The sequence below is a fragment of the Enterococcus sp. DIV1421a genome, assembly GCF_051711025.1.
Lineage (GTDB): Bacteria > Bacillota > Bacilli > Lactobacillales > Enterococcaceae > Enterococcus_B > Enterococcus_B hirae.
The window spans coordinates 190,719-214,948 of sequence record NZ_JBIOLU010000001.1 but is presented as its reverse complement, the minus strand read 5'-3'; the positions used below and the strand labels follow the sequence as shown (position 1 = coordinate 214,948).

Below are 24,230 nucleotides of genomic sequence, written 5' to 3'. Positions count from 1 at the left end.
TTATCAATTTTCGGAAATTCTTTCTTATTTCTTGATACTGAACAATTTTGTCTCAACCTCAAATTATAGAGTCACTATTGCCCCAGCCACTTTATTAAGGATGATTATTTTATGAAACGATCACGCAATCAAAAAATTGATCACTTGAGAGCATTAGCAATTTTGTGTATCATTCTTGCTCATACAGGATTACAAGGAATCCTGTTCAATTTGCGTTGTTTTGATGTGCCATTAATGGCCTTTTGTTTAGCTATTTCTTATTACTATAGCAGCAAGAATCTCTCCTATATTTCCTATGTCAAAAAAAGATTCACTCGTTTAATGGTTCCAACTTATATATTTCTGGCGTTATTATTTACATCACTTTTTTTCATTGCTCAGATTACCGATACTCCTTATCAATTTAATATTTTTTATATTTTGCACGCTTTTTTCATGGATACAGGTTATGGTTATGCTTGGATTATGCGAACGTTTTTTCTTGTATCTTTACTCATGCCCTTCCTGTATAAATTGAGCAAAAAATACCAGCACTTTGTGGAAATACTTGGTATTTTCACTTTATTATTAATCCTCCAAATCTTTTTAGTTTATTTGATTCCTTATGTTCCAAGCTCATGGCAAATCCTTTATACTCAACTCGTTCCTTTAGCTTTTGGCTATTGTCCGATTGCTTTACTAGGATTACTTGTTTTTCAATTAGACCGAAAAAAACTATTACACTTATCAATTGTTATCTTATGTTACTTAAGCATTAGTTTCTATCTCTACGGACTCCATGGATTAACTTACTTTAAATACCCACCACAGTTGCCTTTTATTTTATATGGCTGTTTCTGTGGCTGTTTCTTATGGTATATGTTAGCTAAATATGAAGGGAATTTCTTCGCCCCTATCAGTAATTATCTTTCTCTTCATTCACAAGAACTTTATTTTATTCATATTTTCTATATTTATATTTATGAGTTTTATTTACCAAAGGAAGGAAGTCTGTTAAACAATTGGTTCTTTAATTTTATCTATTTACTTTCTATGTCATTACTTACGTTGTTTTTGATCAATCAAGGCAAAAAGAAAGTAAAACAAATTAAGAACAAAACACGCCAAGTAGAATGTGACGAGTAACCGCAGAAGCAGGAAAGAGAAATCTCTCGCATCAACTTTCCCTACTGAAAGTCAGCTGTTTAAACGTCTTTTAGCCATTTTTTACATGCGAAAGAGCTTGGGCTGTTCGTTTTTGTCCCAAGCTCTTTTGATTTATTCTTCTTCTGCTTCAGGCAATTGATGAAATTTGATCAACTCATTCACAGCCACAGGTACGACTGATAAAAAGCCTACTAACAACCAATGGTTTAAGCTAACATGCACTAAGCCAAAGAGTTCTTGGGTAAACGGTAAAAGTGCAATGACCGTAGTGATGACCAATGAAAGTACCGCCATTTCCAATAACGATTTATTCGTTGCTAAGTTCACTTTGAAAATTGACTGACTGCTACGCACATTGAATACATGGAGGATTGACGAGTATGCTAACACTAAAAAGGCAACTGTCTGTCCAACTTCTTGTCCTGCATCGACCCAAGGGCTAATAGTATCGACATAGCTTCCCAAATAATAACCAAACAAAGTCACGATCGTAAATATAGTCGCATTGATCGCAATTTTTTGTAGTAATCCTCGAGCAAAAATCCCTTCATTCTTAGGAATCGGTGCTTCGTCCATGATCCCTTTTTCTGCTGGTTCACGCCCCAAAGCAAATCCAGGCAACCCATCAGCAACCACGTTGACAAACAACAATTGAACTGCTGTAAACGGTGCTCCCCAGCCCACTAGCATCGCAATCAACACAATAAAAATTTCTGAGACATTACAACTCAACAAAAAGTTGATCGCTTTACGAATGTTTTGATAGACGGAACGTCCTTGACTAACCGCATCGACGATCGTTGCAAAGTTGTCATCGGTCAAGATCATATCTGATGCACTCTGTGCCACGTCAGTTCCAGTGATTCCCATTGCACACCCTACGTCACTTGCCTTCAAGGCGGGTGCATCGTTGACGCCATCTCCAGTCATAGCAACTACGGCACCAGTTCGTTGCCATGATTTAACGATCCGGATCTTGTCTTCCGGCGTAACACGAGCATAGACAGAAAGGTCTTTGACACGTTCGTCTAATTCATCATCAGATAGTGCTTGTAGTTCTGAGCCCGACAGTGCTTCGGCTGGATTCGATAAAATCCCTAATTCTTTGGCTATGGCACTAGCCGTAACAACATGATCTCCTGTGATCATCACTGTTTTGATTCCTGCTTTTTTCGCTCGTTTGATTGCTCCTTTACTTTCAGGACGAGGCGGATCAATCATGCCGATCAAACCAATCAAACGTAAATCTTTTTCTAATGCTTCTGACGTGATTTCTTGCGGTTCTTCTTCATAGGTAGCATAACCTACCGCAATGACCCTTAAAGCTTTTTTCCCAAAACTGTCATTGACGATCGTGGCCTGTTCAATGTCTCCTGAAGTAAAACGCGAAGCTAGGACGTCAAAAGCGCCTTTCGTAATTGAAATATATTTTTCACCCATTTGATGAACCGTTGTCATCATCTTACGGTCTGAATCAAAGGGTAGTTCTGCCACTCTCGGGTACTTTTCTTCTAATTCCTCTTTTGTGTGATAATTTTCTTCAACCGCTCGTACGATCGCGGCTTCTGTAGGGTTTCCTTTGACAATCAATTCATCATTTTCTTTTTCGACCGTCACATCGGTACAAAGAGCAGCCATCTTCAAGATTTCCATCGCACTGTTGGTCATTGAGTCCTCTACATCAGTCACTTCATCTTCTTTGCTCCAAACTCGGCGGACACGCATTTTATTTTGTGTCAGCGTTCCCGTTTTATCTGAACAAATCACATTGGCTGTTCCTAAAGTCTCAACTGCGGGGAGCTGACGAATAATGGCATGTTTCTTCGCCATTTTTTGGACACCATATGCTAAAGTCAATGTAACGATAACTGTCAATGTTTCTGGTACCGCAGCGACGGCTAAAGAAATGGATGTCATAAACATTTCCAGTAAGGGTTCTCCTTGGAGTTCCCCAATAATAAACACTAACGCTGCAGCAGCTAATGCGATAAAACTGATGCGTTTACCTAGTTGATTCAATCGAATTTGTAATGGTGTTTTTTGAGCAGTGTTGTCATTTAATAGTCCAGCGATCTTACCCATCTCGGTTTTCATCCCGATAGCGGTCACAATCGCTTTCCCACGACCAGCTGCGACTGTACACCCTTTAAACACCATATTGATTTGATCACCTAAGGCATCATCTTCTTGACTCACATAATCTGCATCTTTTTCGACCGCTTCACTTTCACCAGTCAGTGCCGATTCCTCTACTCTTAATTGCGAGGTTTCAACTAATCGAGCATCCGCCGCAATGGCTGAGCCAGATTCCAAGACCAGAACATCTCCCACAACTAGGTGTTCAGCATCCACTTTTTCAACTTTGCCATCTCGGATGACTGTGGCAGTTTGCTTGTTCATATCCTGAAGAGATTCCAACGCTTTTTCGGCATTTCCTTCTTGTACGATAGCTAATACTGAATTAATGATTACGATCGCAATAATCAACAGTCCTTCAAATAAATCCCCATGTTCGGTGGCAAAGGCAGTATAAAAAGAAATGACTGCTGCTACAAGTAAAATAATCGTAGTAAAATCAGATAAACTTCGTAAAAACTTTTTTGCCAATGACTCTTTAGGCGCTTCCTCAAATTTGTTTTTCCCTTGTTCTTGACTTCTTTTTTCTGCTTCTTGGGTCGTTAACCCCTGTTCAATTGTTGTTTTTGTTTCACTCTCCACTTCTTTCACTGTTTTCTTAAAATCATCCATCCTATTCCTCCTTTATTTTAAGCACACAAAAAAGGCACTTATTTTACTATACCATTGTTAAATTGCCTTATTCAACTATACCGCTTGTTGCTTCTCTAAAATAAGCATATCTCGTGAGCTTCTTTTTTTGCAACCGCTAACAAAGTGTGCTATATTATAAGTGTAAGGAAGGAGGATACCATCAAATAAACAAAAGAATTTCTCGATAGATTAGTATAAGCAAACAAAGTTGTTAAAAGGTACAGGTTTCACCAATGAGGTCATGTGAAGTATAATCTTTTACAAATAGTGAATGCGTATGAGGCGTTAGATCATGCAGTATCTAAACCAGAAGTAACATGATACGTAAAAAAGAAGAACATGAATATCTGAAAACTGAATAGAATCAAGAGATGTTTCAACTGTTGAAGATGTAACAAAAACAAGATTTTTTGTTTATCAAGAAGAAATTCAACACGGTACTTTGCATGGGTCATGGAAAGTTACACTTATTTTGTTTATTTGATTCCTTCCGCATACGAAGAGCTGGGCTTATCGAGAGCCCAGCTTTTTTTGTCGCCTGAGTTTATTTATCTTCTGCAAGAAACGAATCCATGTCTCCTACACTTTTTAATTCCAACTAAAACAAAGAATAGAAAAAAATCAGTCAAAGAACCCATTTTTCTAGTTGAGGATTCTTTGACTGATAATTTATAATGGGCAATTACTGCCATTTTGTTTAATCGTATTGAAACAGCTTTTTTATCTTTATTTGACAAACATTGCATCGCCGAAACTAAAGAAGCGATAACGTTCATCAATAGCATGTTGGTAAGCTGCTAATGTTAATTCTCGTCCAGCAAAGGCACTCACTAACATGACTAACGTTGATTTTGGTAAATGGAAGTTTGTTGAAAAGGCCTCTACTACTTTAAATTGATAACCTGGTGTGATGAAAATATCTGTCCAACCACTATCTGCTTTGATTTCACCATCAAATTTAGTTCCAATCGTTTCAAGTGTACGGATCGAAGTCGTTCCTACGGCGATGATCTTGCCACCATTTTGACGGACTTGATTTAAGCGACTTGCTGCTTCTTCTGTTAGACGATAAAATTCACTGTGCATGTGGTGTTCTTCAATCTTGTCCACACTGACCGGTCGGAATGTTCCTAACCCTACGTGAAGTGTCAAATAGACGAGTTCTACCCCTTTTGCTTCGATTTCTGCTAACAATTCTTTGGTAAAATGTAATCCAGCTGTAGGAGCTGCTGCTGACCCGTTTTCTTTTGCATAAACAGTTTGGTAACGATCTGGATCCTCTAAACGTTCTTTGATATAAGGAGGTAAAGGCATTTCGCCCAATGATTCCAACGTTTCAAGAAAAATACCTTCGTATTCAAATTCAATGATTCTTCCGCCATGTTCTAATTCTTCTTTGACAACTGCTTGTAAACGACCATCACCAAATGTAATTCGTGTACCTACCTTCGCACGTTTTGCCGGTTTGATCAACGTTTCCCAAGTATCTCCTTCTGTATTTGTCAAAAGTAATACTTCAAGGTGTGCACCTGTTTCAATTTTTTCACCATATAAACGAGCTGGCAACACACGTGTATTATTCATCACTAGCGCATCTCCTGGATGCAATTCTTCTAGGATGTCATGGAAATGTTTATCCGACATTTCCCCAGTTGTACGATCTAAAACTAGTAACCGAGAATGGTCACGGTCTTTTAGGGGTGTTTGAGCGATCAACTCTTCTGGTAAATCAAAGTCAAAATCTTCTGTTGTTAACATATCGTCACTCACTTTCTATCTTCTGCCTTGTCATTCTAACATTTTTACTGTTGCCTTGGCAAAACCCGCACTCGAAAAAAGAAGAAAGAGAAACGAACGAACAAACCGATTTCTTGCAAATGATCGTTTTATTTTTTTATAGATTTGATTGCATCATTGATATGATTGAGTTCAAAACGTTCAATTGTGCCTCCAAACTCCACAGTGATTAAGTCATTCAATTTCTTTGCATCCATTTCTTTGACAATCGCTAAGACCCCTTCTTGTCCTTCTGGGATACAGTTAGCAATATAATGAAAAACATTTTTAGATTTTTTCTCTGCATGATGCGCTTGCCCAAAACCAATGACATCGCCAATTGCCCAGCCAAAGATCGCCCCTAATGGACCACCGATAAAGCCAATGATAATACCTAAAATACTATCACGCCACTCATTCTTTTCGCCTGAAAGATTCTCAAAATCCATCACTGTAAATCCTCTTTCGTCAAACGCGCGTTGAGCTAACATCACTTGTTGAACCTCAACATCTGGTTTTAGATCATTTCTTTTAAGTTTATTGAACACTTCTAAGCAGTGAACATCTTCCGCCATGTTGATCACTATTAGTGTATTTTCCGGCTCTACTTCGATGTTTGGATCTAGAGCTAGATCTTCCATTTCATAAAAAGAAGAATAATCATTTAGATCACCTGAAGCAATTTTAGCCATCAACATTTCTGACTTATTGAGTTGATCGTCAGATACTTTTTGAAAGTTGCCCATTTGATCCTTGATTTCTTTATATTGATCTTCCGTCAAGACTTTTCCATTTTCAGTATTTCTATAATATTGTGCCATTGTCTTTTCAGCTCCTTCAAATAAATTGGATAAACATGTTCTACTAAAAAAATACATCAATTAAGTGACACTTTTTTATTTATTTTTTTTGTAATTAGAAAATAAATAAATAAAAAAATGCCTGAGTTTCTCACTCAAGCATTTTTTGGTCTTTAACATTTATTTCTTCAAATGATAACTATACGTACTTATCACGATATTTTCTCGCCAAGATAAACGAAGTCTTAATCGTAAACTTGTTTGATTGTGTAAGATATTTTGCCAACGACGGTTTGGTACAAACTGTGGAATCAATACTGTCGTCGTATAGTTTTGTTTTGCGGCATTTTTACTTACCAGATCAACGTAGCGGATAATTGGATTTTCAATGGAACGATAAGAAGAATGAACAACTGAAAAACGGACATCAGGAAAATGTTTCTTAAAGTCTGCTTCAATTTCTTTTTCTTTTGCTATATCTTCATCCAATGACACGTGCATGGCCACCACATAATCCCCGATCGAACGAGCATAATTGATCGCACCGATATTAACACGTGTGACATTTCCTACTAAAACCAGCACGGTATTTCCATCATAGTCATGTAACTTGGCGTCCGTTTCCAGTCGCAGCTGTTCTGCTACCTTTTTGTAGTGATCATGAATGCGATAGAAAATATACATCACAATTGGCATGATGATAAAGAATGGCCAAATATCACCTAAGCGGTAAACGAACAAAATCGCAATGATCGCATAAGAGATAAACGCACCTGTGATATTTGCAATAGATTTTCCTAACCAGTTCTTTCCTTCTTTTTTCCATTTAACGACCATTCCTGTTTGCGATAGCGCAAAAGGAATAAATACACCGATCGAGTATAACGGAATCAAACGTTCCGTTGAACCATGGAAAATAAATAAGAGAATGATCGAACCAAAAGCTAATGTCATGATCCCATTTGAGTACCCTAAACGATCGCCACGATCTTGATACATATGTGGCATGAACTTATCTTTTGCCAAATTGTATGCTAATACTGGGAATGCAGAGAATCCAGTATTGGCAGCAACCGCCAAGATCAAAGCGGTAGCAAATTGTAATACATAATACAATACGCCATGGCCAAAGACAGCTTTCCCAATTTGAGACAATACAGTAACTTCTTTTTCAGGTACGATCCCATACCAATAGTTGATGAACGTGATACCGACAAAGAAGAAGCCTAAGATCAAAGCCATCATTGTTAAAGTTGCTGCTGCATTTTTTGCTCGAGGTTTCTTGAAAAATGGTACGGCATTACTAATTGCTTCAACCCCTGTTAAAGAAGAAGACCCAGAAGAGAATGCTCGCAAAATCAATGCGATCGACACTCCTGGGATTGCAGCTCCAGGTAAGGCTGTTGCATGTAATGGTACGGCACCAGTAATGATATTAAACAGTCCGACCGCAATTAGCAACGTAATCACAATGATGAACGTGTAAACAGGGAATAGCAAGAAAGAAGCCGATTCCCTTAACCCGCGTAAATTCAGCATCATCAAGAGCAATACGATTGCAACTGAGATTGCTACTTGGTGACCATACAATGCGGGAATTGCCGAGGTAATCGCTTCGGCACCAGCTGACACGGAAACAGCTACCGTCAACATATAGTCGATCAACAAGGAACCTCCAGCGATCAACCCGGCATTTTTCCCAAGGTTTTCACTGCTGACGACGTAAGCTCCTCCACCTTGAGGATACGCGTGAATGATTTGACGGTAAGAGAGAGTTAATGAAATCAATAGAATAATAACAAATGCTGCAATTGGCAGTGAATACCAAATGGCTGCAGTTGACAAGGCAACTAAAACAACCACAATCTGCTCTGTACCGTAAGCAATGGATGATAGGGCATCCGATGACAGCAATGCTAACGCGGCAAAACGAGTTAATTTATGCTCGTCGTTTTCAGCAGATTTCAACGGCTTACCTACTAACAACCTTTTTAAGTAGTCCAATTTTTTTACTCCTTTACGCACATATTTACTTCAAAATTATTATTGTCAAAATTAAAAAAAATTTATCTTAAACAAGATGTTATAGTACGCTCCCATAATATAAAAGTCAATAAACTTTCATAAAATTAATTGAAAAAAATTAGAAAAAAAACAGTATTTTTTTCAATCGTACGTTAAATTAGCAAATGCCTTACATTTCAGCGACTTTTTTCCTTTTCTGTCAAAAAATGTAACATCTCACTCATCGAGATTTTTCTTTCCTATTCAATAAAAACTTTTACTTTTCGTAGAACTTGAACAACCAGCACTTTCCAAAAAATAAGTAAACGGACTGTGATTTTTTCTAGCAATCATCAATCATTGTGGAATCAGCCATAACAAACTTTACTTTTCTATTTTCAATTTTTTCAATTAAACTCGTTGTTTCTACAAAAAGAAAAAAATAGCTACTCTGATCACCTAAGCTCTGTTAATAAAATAAAGGCCTTGTCAGACGAAAATACATGACTATTTCTGTCTAACAAGGTCTTCTTTTTTCAAACTGGTTATTGCTTTAACTACTAGTGGAAAATATGACTCTGATGTGCTGCTTCTTTGAATTTTACCATTTTTTCTTGGACATAAGGCGCAACAGCCGTTCCAATAACACCAAAGCTAACGAATAGACCAATCATGATCCAAATCGCATTTGCAGCATTTGGCCAATAGATTCCTCCTGCTGATTCTCGTAATAGATTAACCGCATGAGTGAATGGCAAGAATGGATTGATCATTTGGAAGAACTTCCCTGATACTTGGATAGGATAGTTCCCACCTCCACCAGAAATCGATAGCACGAGGATAATGATCGCAAGTCCCTTTCCAACATTATCAAATAGCGCCGCTAAAACATACACGATCATCATAAAGGCTAGCGAGATCAAAACGGCAAAGGACACGCTGTAAACTGGATTATGGACATCTACACCTAATAAAAAGATATTTCCTAAAGTAACGATCAAACTTTGTGCGATAGCCATCGTTAAGAACGTGAACATTCGAGCAACAAATTGTTCTCGTTTTGTAAAATTGTTTCTTTCTTTTTTACCCAGATAATAATCGGTTGTCGCTACACTTGAGAGTAAGACAGCTCCCACCCACAAGCAAAGTGCTGTATAAAATGGCGTACTTGCCGATCCGTTGTTTGCAATTGGATACATCGTATTGGTTTTTAATTCTACTGGTTGCGTAAAGAAGTCACTCTCTTTCGTGGCATCTAGTTTCAATAATTTGATCACTTCTCCTAGATCAACTTCTTTTTCTCCTTTACGAATAGCATCTGCTGCTTTTTGGATACCTGTCTTGATGTTTGGCCAATCATTATTGATCAAATCAGCTGCTGCATTTACTGCCGTTTCAACTTGTGGCATTTTTTCATTCGCTGTTGTCATCGTACTTGTGATTTCATTTTTGATCGTTGGCCAGTCATTTTGGATAAAGTTAGCAGCTGTACTCAATTTGTTGGCTAACACTGGCAAATCATTATTATACAGATCGGCTCCTTTATTGATCCCATTGACGATCGTTTCCATATTACCATTCAACATGGTGTTTGCATCATGGATCTCTTGTCCGATCGCTGGCATTTCTTTTTGGTACTTCTCTAATATCGCCACTGCATTGGTCACTGTTGCTTTTGTTGAATTTAACAGCGAATCAAAATCGATTTGGTCAGCCTTGCTTAACGCACCTTGAGCTGTTTCAATCGTACTGATGACTTGATTTAATAGTGAATCAACGGTTGAACTGACTTGGTTCACATCGATTCCAGAAATCAAGTTATTGACATTTTTAGCAGCAGTTTGAATTTGCCCTAAGATATTTCTTACATTATCGATATTTCCTTCTTGAATGGCTTGTTTCAACGCTGGTAGGCGATTTTGTAAGCCGCTTAAAACTGGTTTGATACTATTTAATGTATCAATTATTTTTTGAAGTTTGGTATTACCCGTTTGATTCTGTAACTGTGTCAAAAAGGTAATCAACTGATCAATCGCTTGTTGCTGTGCTGGTAAACTATTGTAGAGATTATCCAATAATTTGAGTAAGTTTCCCTTCTCTTCTTCCGTCAATTGATTATCTGCAATTGCCTGATCGACACTCGCTGTGAATGAATCAATAGACGTTGCTACCTGACTAATCGATTGTATCGTTGTATTCACACTTGTTGTGATACCTGGTAATGCGTCTTTTAATTGCTCTGCACCTGATTTTGTTTGAGTAGCTAGGTCGTTTGCTTGTGTTTCTAATTTCTTCACGTCAGGTAAGATTTCTTGGACTTGTTGAATGATCGACAACCCTTGTTTCGCTTCAGTGATTCCTTGATCCATCGTTTCTTGGATCGATGAAAAATCCTGATCGATCTCAGCAATTTGTCGACCTGCATTTTGGATTTCCGGTATTTTTTGTTGTAAATCTAAAATGATTTTCGCTTGCTCTTGGAGCTGTGGCATTTTATCATTCAATGCAACCACTTTTTGTCCCATTTCATCGACTTGTGGGAGATAGTTCACAAATTCATTGGCTTTGTTTAACTTTTCTTTAATAGAAGGTAGTTGTTTTTGTAAATCGAGTACTTGTTGCGTATAGCCATCGATCGTATCAAGGTTCTCATCCGTTGAAAGTATCATTGATTTGACCTTATTGATACTTACTAGATTCGAATCAATGTCATAACCGATCTCGTTAAAGACCTTCAATAACGTTGAACTAGCTGTCTTGATAAATTCATCTGTAATCTGGGTTTGGATCGCAGAAGCTCCTTTATCGGTGATCTTAGGAGCGATCGCATTGATTTTCTCATTCACCGTGTATTCGATTTTTGGCTTTCTGATCTCTCCACTCGTAAAACTTAACAAGTCTTCTGAGAAATCCTTCGGTAAGTAGATTCCTGCATAATATTTCCCAGAACGAACTCCTTGTTCCAGTTCTGCTTTTGAGTCAACGAATTGCCATCCGAGTTGTTTATTGTCATGAAGTGATTTGATCACTTCTTTCCCAATTGCGACTTCTTTCCCTCGAAATTCTGCCGGTTGATCTGCACTGTAAACCGCAATAGGCAATTCACCGGTATTTCCGTAAGGATCCCATAACGCTTTGATGTTGAACCACGCATATAATGAAGGGATAATCATAATTGCAATGATCAAAAGTGTAGCAATTGGATTTTTAAAAATTCTTTTCCAGTCAAGTAGATATAATTTTAATGTGTTTTTGATTGACCGCATAAATATCCCCTTCTTCTTTTTTCAGCTGCATTACTTTACCATGTAAATCATGTAATTTTCAATTCCCTTTTTTCAAAAAGCTCGATAATTTAGACATAATAGTCAAACTGTCCGATTGTCTGACCATAGAATTGAAGAAATAGTTAAATTTTACATGTACCACTTTACCATTAAATAAAGCAGAAAGAAATTTTCATGCTAAAAATCAGAAGAAGAAAACGCATCCAGAAAAAGTTTGCTCCTTTTACCAACCCAGCTCTAATCATAAGTTAATACGATTTTACCTGCAGAGGGGTGTCCTTCAAGTTGATGGTGCGCCCAGATTAAACGATCAAGAGTTGCAGCTAATTCTTCTGCTACAAAAATTTGGTAATTTCCTGTTTTATATGCGGCAATTAAATGAGTCAAAGCTTCTTGATCTGAGTATTCTTTTCTAGGAACAAAAGTCTCATAAAACCCATTTTTTTTCTGACGAGATGCAAGGGAAGGCAATTCGTTCAACGCAACATAATGACCTTCTTCTTTCATAATTTTGATAGCCATGTCTCCCGCGATGCTTCCTTTCGTCGCATCGATCACAATATCTGCTTGATTACTGAATACTTCTCCAGGATTTTCTTGATCATAAGAAGAAAAATGAGTAACGCCTAAACTTCGGACTAATTCTTCATTTGTCTTTGATGCACTAGCAAACGTCCGAATCCCTTTTTGATGAAGTAATTGGATCAAACTAGTTCCTACGCCTCCTGAAGCTCCGGTCACCATTACCGTGTCAGTTGGTTGGATCGTTAGCAGATGATTAATCACATTGTAAGCAGTGATCCCCGTTGTTACCATTGCAGCCGCTTCTACCCAACTCATTTCATCTGGTATTTTAGCCACTTTACTTGCTGGTAAGACGATTTCTTCGCCGTAAGCACCTGACACAGGATGAACGACTACACGGTCCCCCACAGCAAATGAATCGACGTCACTTGCTACTTCCGTCACGATTCCTGCACCATCATTCCCTAATACGTAAGGGAATGTTAAGGTTCGGACTTCCTTCATCTTTCCTGAACGCAAAGCGACATCATAAGGATTGATACTAAACGCTTTCAATTCCACACGAAGATGATTTGGCGTGACCTCCCTTGGTGTGTCTACTATTTCTTGAAACACCTTTTCAGCTGGCCCATAACCACTAATAGCAAACCTACGCATCTCTACCCCCTCCTTTTCTTCTAGTTTACGTGTAACACCACTATTTGACAAAAAAACTGTTTTAATCGCATCGGTGGCCTTTCTCTTTCATAGAGAACAAGTGAAGGACTAAACATTTTTAGAAACAAAATAATTGTTTTATTTCTCACACTATGTTAAGGTATCTACACTAAACCGTAATTTTTACGATTTGAAAAATTAAAGAGATTATTGGAGGAAAATATGGCAAAAAAATCAAAAATTGCAAAAGCTAGAAAACAACAAGAAATGATTGCCCGCTATGCTGATTTACGACAAGAGTTAAAAGCGAATAAAGATTATGAAGCCTTACGTCAATTACCTTTAGATGCACGCCCTGAGCGTTTGAAAAACCGTGACTTGATCGATGGACGTCCTCGCGGATATATGCGAAAATTCGGCATGTCTCGTGTGAAATTTCGCGAACTAGCTCATCAAGGACTGATCCCTGGTGTCAAAAAAGCTAGTTGGTAATTAGTATTAGACAGACGAAAGATATTCTGGCAAAATAGCAGTCACTCTCTGAATAAGATAAACTAATCAAACACATATAAAAAAAGCCGTAAGGACTAAAGATAGGAAAACTATTTTTGGTCCTTACGGCTTTTTTATAAGTTGAACAATGCTGACTCAACTTTTTTCTTATCATTATCCAGCATTTTTTATTAAGAGTCAGAAACGACCGTATAGCGATTGACATCATTAACGCTCAGATCCAACGATTTCTCTTATAACCTTTGTTGATTGACATTCAAGATAATTAGCTTGTTCCTTTTATATGTAAAGGCATAATGTGCTTATTTAGCGACAGGGGTCAATGCTTCGATACCTACACTGATTTTAAGTGCATGATCGACTTCTGACATAATTCCTCGATCTAAATGACAAACTTTTTCTTTTAATCTTGATTTATCAATTGTTCTGATCTGTTCAAGTAAAATGACAGAGTCACGTTCGATTCCAGTACCAGTTGCTTTTATTCCAATATGCGTAGGCAATTTAGGTTTGGCCATTTTGGCAGTAATGGCCGCCACAATAATCGTTGGACTAAAATGATTCCCTAAATTATTTTGAATAACTAAGACAGGTCGTGTCCCGCCTTGTTCTGAACCCACGACTGGAGAAAGGTCAGCAAAATAAATGTCTCCTCTTTTTACCATAGGATTCTCCTTACTCTTCATATTCTCTAGGAATGCGCGTTCCTAGTACACAGGCTACCTCATAGTGGATCGTACCTAATTGATCCGCTACTGCTTGCATCGATATCTCTTTTTCCTGATTTTTACCAATCAAAGTAACCTTTGTTCCCAGTGGAACTTCCTGAGGTAAACGGATCATAATTTGATCCATACACACACGTCCGACAATTTCACATAAATTTCCATCCACTAGGACGGAAAAGCCTTGCATGTTTCGTAACCAGCCATCCGCATAGCCAATCGGGATCGTCCCGATCCACTCTGGTTGATCGGTAATATAGGTTTCCCCGTAGCCGATGCCTTCACCTTTAGCCAAACGTTTCACTTGGATCAACTCGGAAACTAACTCTAGTGCGGGTTCCAATGGATACGGTTCTGGCAGTGCATGCCCTGAAGGATTTAACCCATACATTGCTACACCAAAACGAATCATGTTACCAATTTTTTCATCATGCCATAAAGCAGTAGCACTATTACTTACATGAACATACTTAGGTAAAGCAGGCAATGCATCGATTGTCTCTATAAAACGTTGATGTTGCTGTTGCCAATACGTTTCATCCGCTTGATCAGCCGTTGAGAAATGGGTGAAAATCCCTTCCCATTCCAATACAGCACTTTCTTGAATAAATGAAACTGCCTCTACGACTTCTTCAGGTGTCAAAAAACCAATCCGTCCCATGCCGGTATCAACTTTCAAATGAAGTGCTAACGCATGTTTCAGCTTTCTTTCTTGCAGATATTCAACAGCCTGTTCTAACCATTCTTTGTTTCCTACAGTGATCGATAAATCATGGACAACCGCTAAAGTCAATGCGTCAATGGGAATCATATTCAACACTAAAATAGGTTGTGTGAATCCCGCTTCCCGCAATTCAATCCCTTCGTCTAGATTAGACACACAAAATCCAGTAGCACCTCCAGCCAGTGCAGCTTCTGCTGTCTGAACTGCTCCGTGCCCGTAACCATTTGCTTTGACTACAGCAAATAGCTCTTTTCCTTTTGGTAATCTAGCTAATTCTTTTTTGACATTTTCAGTAATAGCTTTTGTATGTATAATGACTCTTGTAGGTCGGTGCCAAGCGACAACCATGATTTTTCCTTCTTTCTAATCTTCTAAAATAATTTGTGCAAACGCTAATTCATCCGTATGCGTGATACTAACAAAACAAGTACCTGAATGAGGTGATTTTGTGACTACAGGTTGTCCTGCATCATTTTTTAAAATTTCAATTTCTTGAAACGTCACCTTACCAATACCAGTTCCCCACGCTTTTGAAAAAGCTTCTTTGCAAGCGTAACGCCCTCCGAGAAATTCTACTTGTCGGTGAAAAGGCAGGATTTGAAATTGCTCGATTTCATTTGGCGTCAACACTCGGTCGATAAAATTTTGTTTTTCTTTGATGATCTTTGCAATCCTTGGTAACTCAACTGCATCAATCCCAATTCCTTTAATCATAGACTCTACTCTTTTCAAAAATTTTAGAACACTCTCATTCTACCAAATTCTCGGTATTTTACCACCAATATGTCCATAAATAACTAAAAAGAAAGCTCCTCTTAAAAAAGAGAAGCTTATCATTTATTATTAATCGTTATTTGTACGGATCACAAATCCACGTTTTTTATCGTTTTGACGCTTACCGCCATCTTTTTGATGGTTATTATTTTTACTGTAGCCACCTTTTGATTTGTTGCCACGGTAGTTGTTATTATCGCGTCGATTACGGTTATTTCCGCCGCCACGTTTGCCATTTTTATTATAGCCTTTTTTCTGCATTGGCAATGGACGTTCTGGAGTGATTTTAACTGGTATTGCATCAGAAGGATCCTTCGCAGTCGTTTTTAGTAACAAAGCTACTAAATCTTGTGCAGAATACTCTTCAAGCAATTTATCTGCTGTTTGCAAATACTTGTCTAAGCCGTTTTCTTCAAGCTTAGCTTCAATTTGTTCCACTGCAGCACCTAGTTGTCCCTTGAATGCTTCTTTTTCAGTTGGCGGACGTAGAGTAGCCATCCGTTTTTTCGTTAAGTTCTCAATAACATGTAGGTAGCTCATTTCGTTTGGCGTAACGAATGTCACTGACATCCCGCCTTTACCCGCACGACCTGTACGTCCGATACGGTGAACATAACTTTCTGGATCTTGTGGAATGTCATAGTTGTAGACGTGAGTCACGCCTGAAATATCCAAACCACGTGCAGCTACATCCGTAGCAACTAAAATATCTAAATGACCATTTTTAAATGAACGTAAAACACTCATTCGTTTTTGTTGTGAAAGGTCCCCATGGATTCCTTCTGCACGATAACCGCGAGCTTCTAATCCACGTGCCAATTCATCAACACGTCGTTTTGTACGACCAAAAACAATCGTAAGTTCTGGTGTTTGGACATCGAACAAACGTGTCATGATATCGAATTTTTCATATTCTTTTGCTCGAACATAATATTGATCGATTAAGTCAGCTGTCATTTCTTTCGCTTTGATCTTCACGTGTGTTGGTGATTTCATGAATTTCACGCCGATATTTTTGATTGCAGGTGGCATTGTTGCTGAGAATAATAATGTTTGGCGTTCTTCAGGTACTTTTGAAATAATACTTTCAATATCTTCCAAAAAGCCCATGTTCAACATTTCATCTGCTTCATCTAGAACTAATGTTTCCACTGTTCCTAATTTCAATGTGTGGCGGTTGATGTGATCCAACATACGTCCAGGTGTTCCCACGACAATATGTGGACGATCTTTCAATCCACGGATTTGGCGACCGATATCAGCGCCTCCGTAAACAGCTTGTACACGTACTCTTTTATCACGACCAAGACGATAAAGCTCTTCTTGTGTTTGGATCGCTAATTCACGTGTCGGTGCAATGACTAACCCTTGCAATTCGTGGCGATTAGTGTCGATTTTTTCTAACATCGGCAAACCAAAAGCAGCCGTCTTACCAGTCCCTGTTTGTGCTTGTCCAATCACATCTTTTCCAGACAATGCTAAAGGGATTGTTTCTGACTGGATCGGTGTTGCTTCTTCAAAACCAGCACGCTCTACTGATTTCAATAATTCTGGTGATAATTCTAATTCTTTAAATTTCAAATGAATCCTCCTATATGGTTGTTAACTGAGGATGTAGCTTAATTTTTGCTACCCCGTCGATTGTTCGGTCAAAGTGTTTGGTTCTTTTTGACAGTGGCCACGTACGTTTTTACTCATTCTTAGCCCCTGTGGCACCACCGAAAAATCACTTTGCGAAGTTTAGGCATTAGAAAAGCCAAACGGGTCGCGTTCAGCTTTATCATTGTTATGACATCTGGCTCTAGCAATTTACATAAACGAAAGAACCAGTCCAATTTCTCTTCATCTTTCGGCAATAGGTTATTCTAGCATAATTTCTTATTTTCTGCAAGTTTGCAGTTTATTATTTCATTCCTTGCAATTGTTTAACGACATCAATCAATCCCATTCCATTGCTTCCTTTTAAAACGATGCTATCTTCCGGACGTATTTCTTCTTTCACCGTTGCAATGAGTTGTTCTTTATCTGTTTCAAAATATTGTACGTATAAATCTGGATACTTTTCGTTCAACTTTTCATATAATGCTTTCATTTGGGGCCCATATAAATAGACTCCCGCAAAATCAGCTGGATCAAGATGTTCAGCCATACTTGCGTGCATCTTCAAAGCATCTGGTCCTAATTCCAGCATGTCCGCAAGTACAGCAAGTCTTCTCCCTTTTGTTGGTAAGTTGGCAAAAGTATCTAAGACCAATCCCATTGCTGTAGGATTCGCATTATAGACATCACTTAGAATTCCCGCACCATTTCCAGCACTTAGCCACTCCGTACGATTTTGCGTCACTGTGACACTTGCTAAACCTAGACGGATGGCTTCCGTTGGCAGACCAAAAAATTGCCCGACAGCATAAGCAATCAACGCATTGGTGACATTATAACTTCCAGGAAGAGGAATCATGAACGATTCATCATTGACGATAAAATGTGTGGCTGTTTTCTCTTCACTCGTTACCTCCGCCTGTAGCTCCCCTGTATTTAATCCAAACGTTTCAATTTTTTGGGTCAAACTTTCAGTCAAAGGTTTCAATAATGGTTCTTCTTCTGGGATAATCAACAGCCCATCTTCTCTCAAACCATCAACAATCTCCATTTTTGCTTGCGCGATTCCTGCTCGTGAGCCAAGGTTTTCAATATGTGCTTCACCAATCATCGTAATAGCCGCTACTTTAGGTCGGGCAATCAAAGAAAGCTCAGTGATCTCTCTGGCATGATCCATCCCCATTTCTAAAACGATTTTTTCGGTATCCATCGGCATATGCAAAATCGTATAAGGCAAGCCAATATTATTGTTGTAATTTCCTTGTGTTTTATAGGTTTTGTACTTTTGAGCTAAAACTGAAGCAGTCAAATCTTTTGTCGTTGTTTTCCCATTACTTCCCGTAATTGCCACCACTTCAGCCCCAACTTTCGCTAGGTAGTACTTCGCCAGATCTTGCATTGCTTTTAGTGGATCATCCACAAGAATCACTCGAATCCCACTAGGTGCTTTGGTAGGTTCCAGACTCCAAAAAGTAGCAACCGCTCCATTATCCATGGCTTGTTGGATAAATTCGTGTCCATCTCTTGCTCCTTTTAGCGGCACGAACAACCCACCTTTTTCAATCTTGCGACTATCGAACTCCACACCTGTGATTTCCGTTAAATCATTCATTACGCTTCCTACAGCTTGAGCGATTTCTTGTACTGTTAGTTTCATAAAAAACCCGCCTTTTCGCATTTAGAAGCCGGAACAAATGTGAATGACATTCGCTCCAGCTTCTATTTTTAATTGTCTATTCGTTTGCTTCAAAAAAACCTTGTCGTTGATTAAAACGATTGATTCCTAATTGAATCAATTCTTCGATCAAATCGCCATACTTCAAGCCCATGTTTTCCCACAATAATGGATACATGCTAAATTGCGTGAATCCAGGCATTGTATTTAACTCATTTAGGAATAGTTCATTTTTATTCGTCAAGAAGAAATCACAACGGCTCAAGCCACTCCCACCTAGCATTGTATACGCAATTTTTGCATATTCCTGCGCTTTTTGATAGACCTCTTCCGGTACTTCAGCTGGGATTTGCATTTCAATCTTATTGTTGATGTATTTCGCATCATAATCATAGAATGCAACATCTTTGACTACTTCACCAGGTAACGTGGTACGCACGTCTTCATTCCCTAAAACAGCTACTTCAATTTCACGTGCTTCGATCCCTTGCTCAACGATCGCACGAGAATCATATTGATAAGCTAATGCAAGCGCATTTTGCAGCTCTTCACGGTTCTCCGCTTTAGAGATCCCTACACTTGAACCCATATTTGCTGGTTTGACAAACATTGGGTAAAGCAAAGATCCTTCACATTGATCAAAGATTTTTTTAGGATTTTCTTTCCATTGATTTTTCAAAACAGGGACATAAGGAACTTGTGGCACTCCTGCCGCTTGCAAAATGTATTTGGTCATGATCTTATCCATTGCACAAGCACTTGTTAAAACGCCAGCGCCGACATATGGCAAGTTCAATGTTTCCAAAAATCCTTGAATCGTTCCATCTTCACCATTAGGTCCGTGTAAGACAGGGAAAACAATCGTTCCTTCTTCTTTGATTTCTCCAGGATTGATCACTCTTCCCGTAAAGCCATCTGTCACTTTTCCGCTTGGGTCCCATGTCAAATGTAAGTCTTCTTTGCTCGCTGGTTTCTCTGTTAACAAAGGGCCTTTCACCCATTGACCTTCTTTGCTGATAAATATCAGTTGAACTTGATAGTACGTATAATAAATAGCATTTAAGACTGAAAACGCTGAAAGAACTGAAACATCATGTTCTGCACTGCGTCCACCATATAGTAAAGTAATCTTCAAAAGATTGTCCTCCCGTATCCAATATCTTTCACTTTTACTTCATATTTTAGCACAAAATCAAAAGAATCAAACAGCTTATTTTTCAAAAAGTCGATAAACTTATTTGTTAAATCAAGAAAAAAGGCACGGCATCGCTGCCTGCGCCTCTTTTTCGATTGTTGTTTTTCATCTATTCCATCTTTCGTTCATCAGGGACAATCCCTTGATTTAACAACCATTTATGGAAGAACCATTCTCCTATGCCAATTAATAAAGCAGGAATCAAAACTTTCATCCAGATGTTCGTCGTATCATTCATAAAATAAAGATATACCCACAAAATGACTGCGGAAGAACCGGCATCTGCGATCGTCGCCGCAATATTCCCCACCTTTCGCAAAATGAGTAAATCACCTAATACATAAATCATCACAACGATAATGACCCCAACAATTGTCGAATCCATGAAGCTAACTCCGTATAATCCTGTTAATACGATCCATAAAATCGCCCAAATCATGATTGCTTTTACAATTAATGCTTTTACATGTTTCATTTTCCACTCTCTCCCCTCAGATTAGAAAAAAATTAGATAATAAAATATCTTTAATTATTTTATCATTTTAAAGACAATACAAGCAAAGATATCGTACTAATTGAGGGGAAAACAAACCTATTGTCGCTACTCATTGTTTGAAGATAACTTGACTTGTTCAAGTGCTTGAATTAATGCCTGTCTAAAGTTTTGATGATCTTGAGTGGTAAAAGGTTTAGGTCCTCTAGTCCGCAGACCTGCTTTGCGCAACCTTCCACTTTGGTAACGTTGTTCTAACAAGGAGTCAATCGTTGTTGCACTAAATTCTTTACCCGTTTGATGAAACACTCGTACCCTCTTTGGTAAAACTAAAGAAGCTAACCCATAATCTTGTGTGATTAGAATATCTCCTTTGCGAATCAATCCTACAATGCGGTAATCTGCGCTATCTGCGCCTTGGTCAACGTACACAAAATGAACATACGCTGGATATTCTTTATGGGTATAATGAGCCACGCTCGTCACGATCATGACTTCCACTTGATACAAACCAGCAATTTCAATTACATCTTCCTTAACCGGCGAACCATCTCCATCAATCAGTATTCGCATGATGCCGCACCTCTCGTTTCCATAATAGATAAACACCCAGCACACCAAGGAGTAGCCAGCTGATGTTCCCCCACTTAGCGTATTCCATTAATTGCACACTGATCGTAGGAACTCTTAACTTGTCAGTCAACTGCAACAGCACTGCAACGGGTAGCTCTAGCCAACGGGTAAGAACTAATAATAGCCCCATCAAGAGAAACTGATGGACCACACTCCCTTTGTTTTGTGTCGTAAATTTAATGATGACTCGCTGATCCATGGGAATATCCGTATCGGTATCATAGCACACACGATTTAACCAACCGCTGATCACAGCATGACAAAAACTTAAGAAAAACAATCCAATCACAAACGCAGTCGGGATCAATAAAATCAATAAAGAGAGAGAGAGCCCGATCAACTGGACGATCACTGGAGGATAGGGGAAACTACGTAAGATACGATTACCAATCAGCTTAGCGACGACCATTCCAGCTATATAAGGTAGATACATATAAGTGGCTAAATGATCAAATCCATACAAAACTCCTACATAAAATGTACTAAACAAAAAGAGAAAGTTCCCCACCATTCCACTCAAAAAATTCATGAGATTGAGCCAACTTGGAAACTGCCAATTTTTTTTGCCTCGCCCTAAATAAAAAGCGGCTAAAACAAATAAAAAGAGAAAAACATAAATTGTAAGATCAAACAGTTCTGGCTCAACGAGCAAGCGTGCATTTCGAAGCAAAAACAATAAGACAAAAAACACAATGAACAGCACAAATTCTTTCGTGACAAAAATCGTTGTTTTCATCTCTTTAAAATCCAATTCATACCTAGGATAATGGCTGATGGTGTGATAAGCCATGATATAAAACAATGTATACAGCCCTAACGTCACAACGATTTGGGTCGTACCTGACAACTCGATCGAGCGAAAAAGCAAAACCAATAATAGTAGCGCAAAGATATATTTTTTGCCTGTCATATTCGTAAAACCCTGTCGCTTTTCATGGTAATTAACAGTCACATTTGCTGGAAGTAGCCAAGCTGCACTAAATCCCAATAAAATACTAGACAAATAAAACAAGGGGAAATAGAGCACACCAAAGATCCCTAATAACGAACCCGCCCCTCCCATCAAAAGAGCAATCATCAGTAATGTATAACTATCTAGACCTAAACGAATACTGCGGATCAAAAACAATCCCGTCATACGGAAAGTATAAAATAAGGTAAACGGTAAAATCGACGCCCAGTTAGCCCCATCGCTCAAATTCAGAAATAAAAGATAAGGAATAAATATAACCGTATTAGCTAAAATAAAAGGTGTTGATTGCGTAAAATTACGACCAAATTGTTTGATTTTCTCGAACATAAAAAAACTCCTTAGCGAGTAATTACAAAACTTATTTTTCATTCATTCTAGCATTAATCATAAGTAGAAACCAATTTTAGCCGATACTCTCAACTAAGAATTTCGACTTATAACGAGCGATAACCTATTGCGACACGTCTTCTTGTCAGTAATAGTAACACTCAAGCCAAAACAAACCACGAAAGATTGCCCATAAAAAATAGGACATTACCCAGAATCTCTTCTGACTAATGTCCTATCTTACTGGTACTTGAGTTTTTGTGAACTCAAGCAGACAAGCCCTTCTCCACAAAAGTCTTGCCCGACACCCTTGCATTCCGGCAAGTGATCACATCATGATCTTGTGTCTCCAAAATCAATTAGGCGCATCTGTAAACCAGAGGCCTTCTCGACCCGTCGCATGTCGTTACTTTAACACATATCCCAAAGTTATGCGAGTCTTTTTTTCATTTGATAATCGACCATTTGAAATCCTTGACCAATATCCGAGATCAGTTCACCAGCCATTTCAAAACCTTGATGAAGGTAAACGGCGATGGCTTGAGCATTGCCTTGATTGACACGTAGAAAAATCTCTTTGATTCCTTGTTCTCTAGCGATAGTTTCGTACCACTGAAAAAGAGCCGACGTCAATCCCTTCCCTCTGAATTGATTCATTAAGTATAACTTACTCAAATATATTTTGGATGCTATTACCTCATAGGCGGTATATCCGACCGTTTGCCCTTGCTCTTTTAAGAGAAAATACTGCACACCTTCCGCCACTTCTTTTTCAATCTGTTGTTTTGATTGATAGGTAGCCAGCATATAGTCCACTTGTGCTTGCCCAATGATCGGAACAAATGCTTCTGGCCAAACTTCCTTGATCACTGATACCAACTCGTCAATTTCAGTTGAGGTTACCTTGACTTTTTCTAACATTCTTTTTCTTTCCTCTCTTACTGCTAAAAATTTCCTTGTGCTTTCTGGAACAGATACAACATAATCAAACTATACGCACCGACAGACCAAGGTTTCAATAATAGGACAATTTGGATATATCCCTTAAAAGATATTTTAGTTAACCCTGCGACCAGACAAACCAAGTCATCAGGCGCAAAAGGAATCAACATGGTCAAACACAGTACTTTTTTGATATCCTTCGTTTTCTGTGTCAGTAATTGGTCAAATTTTTGGTACTTTTTGGGCGATAAAATAAGTTGTACAAAACTAACGCCATAATAACGAACCAATAAAAAACCAATGGCTTCACCGATAATCAATCCAATACAGCTATAAAGTAATCCCCAGCCATTTCCAAACATCAACAAGCCTGCCACTGAAGAAATCCCTCCAGGTAGTATTGGGATGATCACTTGAATGATCTGCAGGAGAATAAAAATCACTACTGCATACTCCCCAAATTGTTGGATGAAGCGTTGCAAAGAAGTGGTTGATCGAAAGATCCCATGTTGATAAGCATAAATGATTAACACCAAAAAGAACAATAAGCCAATAATCGGGATTATTCGGATATATTTATGTAAATGATTGTGATTGTTCATTTTCAGTCTCTCCACCTTTTAGCGCTACTTTTCATTAAGAATCGTTGCAAAAGTAAACGTTTCACTTGATAAATAAGTCGAAGAATCGAAA

At 38.4% G+C, this 24,230-nt stretch carries 19 protein-coding genes; 2 read left to right on the top strand and 17 right to left on the bottom strand.

The genetic code is table 11. The annotated features are described in order from the left end of the window. Nucleotides 1-111 precede the first annotated feature (111 nt). Nucleotides 112-1,125, top strand: a complete 1,014-nt coding sequence (locus IGK21_RS01030) for an acyltransferase family protein (RefSeq protein ID WP_010736869.1) — start codon at nt 112-114, stop codon at nt 1,123-1,125. 132 nt (nt 1,126-1,257) lie between these two features. Here the strand turns inward: IGK21_RS01030 and IGK21_RS01025 are convergent, their stop codons facing one another. From IGK21_RS01025 to IGK21_RS01000, 6 genes are all read right to left on the bottom strand, one after another. Next, nucleotides 1,258-3,894, bottom strand: coding sequence for a cation-translocating P-type ATPase (locus tag IGK21_RS01025; protein WP_034698735.1), 2,637 nt, complete (start codon nt 3,892-3,894; stop codon nt 1,258-1,260). 747 nt (nt 3,895-4,641) lie between these two features. Then, nucleotides 4,642-5,673, bottom strand: coding sequence for a tRNA preQ1(34) S-adenosylmethionine ribosyltransferase-isomerase QueA (gene queA, locus IGK21_RS01020; protein ID WP_010720324.1), 1,032 nt, complete (start codon nt 5,671-5,673; stop codon nt 4,642-4,644). A gap of 128 nt (nt 5,674-5,801) precedes the next feature. After that, nucleotides 5,802-6,512, bottom strand: a complete 711-nt coding sequence (locus IGK21_RS01015; protein ID WP_181914766.1) for a hypothetical protein — start codon at nt 6,510-6,512, stop codon at nt 5,802-5,804. 159 nt (nt 6,513-6,671) lie between these two features. Further along, nucleotides 6,672-8,495 (bottom strand): amino acid permease, encoded by a 1,824-nt coding sequence (locus IGK21_RS01010; protein ID WP_010720326.1) that lies wholly within the window; start codon nt 8,493-8,495, stop codon nt 6,672-6,674. 560 nt (nt 8,496-9,055) lie between these two features. Then, nucleotides 9,056-11,761, bottom strand: coding sequence for a YhgE/Pip domain-containing protein (locus tag IGK21_RS01005; RefSeq protein WP_181914765.1), 2,706 nt, complete (start codon nt 11,759-11,761; stop codon nt 9,056-9,058). 258 nt (nt 11,762-12,019) lie between these two features. Further along, nucleotides 12,020-12,964: an NADP-dependent oxidoreductase gene (locus IGK21_RS01000; RefSeq protein WP_181914764.1), complete on the bottom strand. Its 945-nt coding sequence runs from the start codon at nt 12,962-12,964 to the stop codon at nt 12,020-12,022. Between the two features lie 222 nt (nt 12,965-13,186). Here IGK21_RS01000 and rpsN point away from each other — a divergent pair, with 222 nt between their 5' ends. After that, nucleotides 13,187-13,456, top strand: a complete 270-nt coding sequence (rpsN, locus tag IGK21_RS00995) for a 30S ribosomal protein S14 (RefSeq protein WP_010736862.1) — start codon at nt 13,187-13,189, stop codon at nt 13,454-13,456. A gap of 323 nt (nt 13,457-13,779) precedes the next feature. Here the strand turns inward: rpsN and IGK21_RS00990 are convergent, their stop codons facing one another. The 11 genes from IGK21_RS00990 to IGK21_RS00940 form a co-directional block, all read right to left on the bottom strand. Further along, nucleotides 13,780-14,142: a type II toxin-antitoxin system PemK/MazF family toxin gene (locus IGK21_RS00990; protein ID WP_010720330.1), complete on the bottom strand. Its 363-nt coding sequence runs from the start codon at nt 14,140-14,142 to the stop codon at nt 13,780-13,782. A 10-nt stretch (nt 14,143-14,152) separates the two neighbouring features. Then, nucleotides 14,153-15,274: an alanine racemase gene (gene alr, locus IGK21_RS00985; protein ID WP_010720331.1), complete on the bottom strand. Its 1,122-nt coding sequence runs from the start codon at nt 15,272-15,274 to the stop codon at nt 14,153-14,155. A 15-nt stretch (nt 15,275-15,289) separates the two neighbouring features. Further along, complete coding sequence (acpS, locus tag IGK21_RS00980) at nt 15,290-15,640, bottom strand: holo-ACP synthase (RefSeq protein ID WP_010720332.1); 351 nt, start codon at nt 15,638-15,640, stop codon at nt 15,290-15,292. A 129-nt stretch (nt 15,641-15,769) separates the two neighbouring features. Further along, complete coding sequence (gene cshA / locus IGK21_RS00975) at nt 15,770-17,281, bottom strand: degradosome RNA helicase CshA (RefSeq protein WP_010720333.1); 1,512 nt, start codon at nt 17,279-17,281, stop codon at nt 15,770-15,772. Between the two features lie 322 nt (nt 17,282-17,603). Next, nucleotides 17,604-18,956 carry a UDP-N-acetylmuramoyl-tripeptide--D-alanyl-D-alanine ligase gene (locus tag IGK21_RS00970; RefSeq protein WP_181914763.1) on the bottom strand — a complete coding sequence of 451 codons (1,353 nt, stop codon included), beginning with the start codon at nt 18,954-18,956 and terminating at the stop codon, nt 17,604-17,606. A gap of 76 nt (nt 18,957-19,032) precedes the next feature. Continuing rightward, a complete protein-coding gene (locus tag IGK21_RS00965; protein WP_010720335.1) occupies nt 19,033-20,109 on the bottom strand; it encodes a D-alanine--D-alanine ligase in 1,077 nt (358 codons plus the stop codon). A gap of 169 nt (nt 20,110-20,278) precedes the next feature. Next, nucleotides 20,279-20,644, bottom strand: coding sequence for a DUF2512 family protein (locus tag IGK21_RS00960; protein WP_181914762.1), 366 nt, complete (start codon nt 20,642-20,644; stop codon nt 20,279-20,281). A gap of 126 nt (nt 20,645-20,770) precedes the next feature. Beyond that, a complete protein-coding gene (locus IGK21_RS00955; protein ID WP_088745039.1) occupies nt 20,771-21,235 on the bottom strand; it encodes a YaiI/YqxD family protein in 465 nt (154 codons plus the stop codon). Next, the gene (locus IGK21_RS00950; RefSeq protein WP_094940636.1) at nt 21,219-22,595 is read right to left on the bottom strand and encodes a hypothetical protein; all 1,377 of its coding nucleotides are present in this window, start codon (nt 22,593-22,595) and stop codon (nt 21,219-21,221) included. The genes IGK21_RS00955 and IGK21_RS00950 overlap by 17 nt, the downstream gene beginning before the upstream one ends. Before the next feature lie 429 nt (nt 22,596-23,024). Beyond that, nucleotides 23,025-23,516 (bottom strand): GNAT family N-acetyltransferase, encoded by a 492-nt coding sequence (locus IGK21_RS00945; protein WP_010736856.1) that lies wholly within the window; start codon nt 23,514-23,516, stop codon nt 23,025-23,027. A 23-nt stretch (nt 23,517-23,539) separates the two neighbouring features. Next, nucleotides 23,540-24,139, bottom strand: a complete 600-nt coding sequence (locus IGK21_RS00940) for a TVP38/TMEM64 family protein (RefSeq protein ID WP_181914761.1) — start codon at nt 24,137-24,139, stop codon at nt 23,540-23,542. Nucleotides 24,140-24,230 lie beyond the last annotated feature (91 nt).